Origin of the sequence: Bacillus carboniphilus, assembly GCF_039522365.1 — a bacterium.
GTDB lineage: Bacteria > Bacillota > Bacilli > Bacillales > JC228 > Bacillus_BF > Bacillus_BF carboniphilus.
This window is the reverse complement of the sequence record NZ_BAAADJ010000037.1, coordinates 1-1,590: the sequence shown is the minus strand read 5'-3', so window position 1 is coordinate 1,590 and position 1,590 is coordinate 1. Positions and strand designations below refer to the sequence as shown.

At 38.2% G+C, this 1,590-nt stretch carries 2 protein-coding genes; one reads left to right on the top strand and one right to left on the bottom strand.

Features of this window, described 5'->3' with window-relative positions:
* Positions 1 to 66: 66 nt before the first annotated feature.
* A complete protein-coding gene (locus ABDZ91_RS14215; RefSeq protein ID WP_343800044.1) occupies positions 67 to 528 on the bottom strand; it encodes a hypothetical protein in 462 nt (153 codons plus the stop codon).
* Positions 529 to 1,001: 473 nt separating this feature from the next.
* On the opposite strand from ABDZ91_RS14215, the gene ABDZ91_RS14210 reads away from it, so the two are divergent.
* Positions 1,002 to 1,430, top strand: coding sequence for an alpha/beta hydrolase family protein (locus tag ABDZ91_RS14210; RefSeq protein WP_343800042.1), 429 nt, complete (start codon positions 1,002 to 1,004; stop codon positions 1,428 to 1,430).
* The last annotated feature ends 160 nt before the right edge of the window (positions 1,431 to 1,590 follow it).

Genomic DNA, 1,590 nt, shown 5'->3' with positions numbered 1-1,590 from the left:
GAATGGTTTGAAGCATTCATAGAGTTTTTCTATTATTTTTATAATCTATTTTCTTCTACAATGCTCCTAGTATGTGGTAGTAGTAATACGAGTACTATGGTCTAAAATCCATCCTGGAGTCACGGTTCCTCTTAACCACATATGCATGCCATCTTGTTCAAATGTATAAGGGAATACACCGATGTTAAAATTTGATCCAAAAAAATATGCTTGCCATACAAATTTTGAACAATAATTCCAATTTAATGATGATAAATTACCATCAATTACATAGGAATCTACATCAGTATAGTGAGTTGATGCCCAGTATGCTGCGTTAGCCATGTCTGCTGAAGTGGCTCCATTTGGACGGTAAACCCCTACTGGATTATCAAATCTACTAACAAAACTTTCTACTGAGGAGAACTTACTAGGGCCACCTTTAATAACTTCATATACTTGTAGATTAGGTCCTACAATTCCAATGTGTCCAACGAAGTAAGTATCATACCCACTAAATTGCGGTTCCCCGATAATATCCCCTGGCATCACACGAACATTCGTTCCAGGATAATATTCATTATCAGGTTAAGCGCTTATGCATAATTTAATCGTAACACTAGTAATATTGTACTTGTATTGGGAAAGTTAATAGAAATAATCATGGATAAATATTAGTTTTGCCTGTCACCTTTCCCAAGTTATAGTTAACAAAATGAGAGTATTCTCTCTTTTCATAGTTCTCTAGTCTAGAAGAAGAGATCTGTTACTCCAAAAATTATTCTGTTAAATATCGAGTATCCACCTAATCACTCATTAACACTAAGTAATGTTTCAAATCCAATTCTCTTTCTTTTCAAATCGTGTAACTCAAAGAGTAAATTGCCTTAAGAATATATGTACTAAAGGGTAAGGGAGTGTAATTAGTTCCACACAATATAAGATATGGGTAATTAGATGCAAAAAAATAATAGACCGTAGGGACGGTCCCCGTGGTCACACCGACCGGAGGAACCGTCCCTGTGGTCCACAATAGAAGTTATAAAAGCGTCATCAGAACTAACCTTGGATCCAAGTATCTCTCCCTACCAGTGCCTATTGAGTATCCAACAAAAGGAGACAAGACAGCTCATGCCATTTTATACCGTCCAAAGAATGCGGACTATAAAGCTCCAGCCGATGAAAAACCGCCTTTATTAGTACATGTCCATGGCGGACCTACAGGGATGAGTTCTTCCATACTAAACCTGACAAACCAGTACTGGACGAGCATAGGATTTGCGGTTGTCGATATCAACTACGGTGGCTCAACTGGATATGGACGAGAGTATCGGGAGCGACTCAAAGGGAACTGGGGAATTGTGGACGTACAAGATAGTGCAAATGCCGTTCGCTATTTAATCGAAAAAGGCGAGGTCGACCCAGATCGGGTTGCTATAGCTGTAAAATAAGTGCCTGACCCCCGGTACGTTAATCCGTTAACGTGCCGGGGGTCAGGCACCATATTCATAATAAATAAAGTTGAGCATATTACTATTGCTGAAATAAGTCCGATTTTACTACTTGAAGATTCATCTTTAACTTTTCCTAACACATAATATAAAATCACTG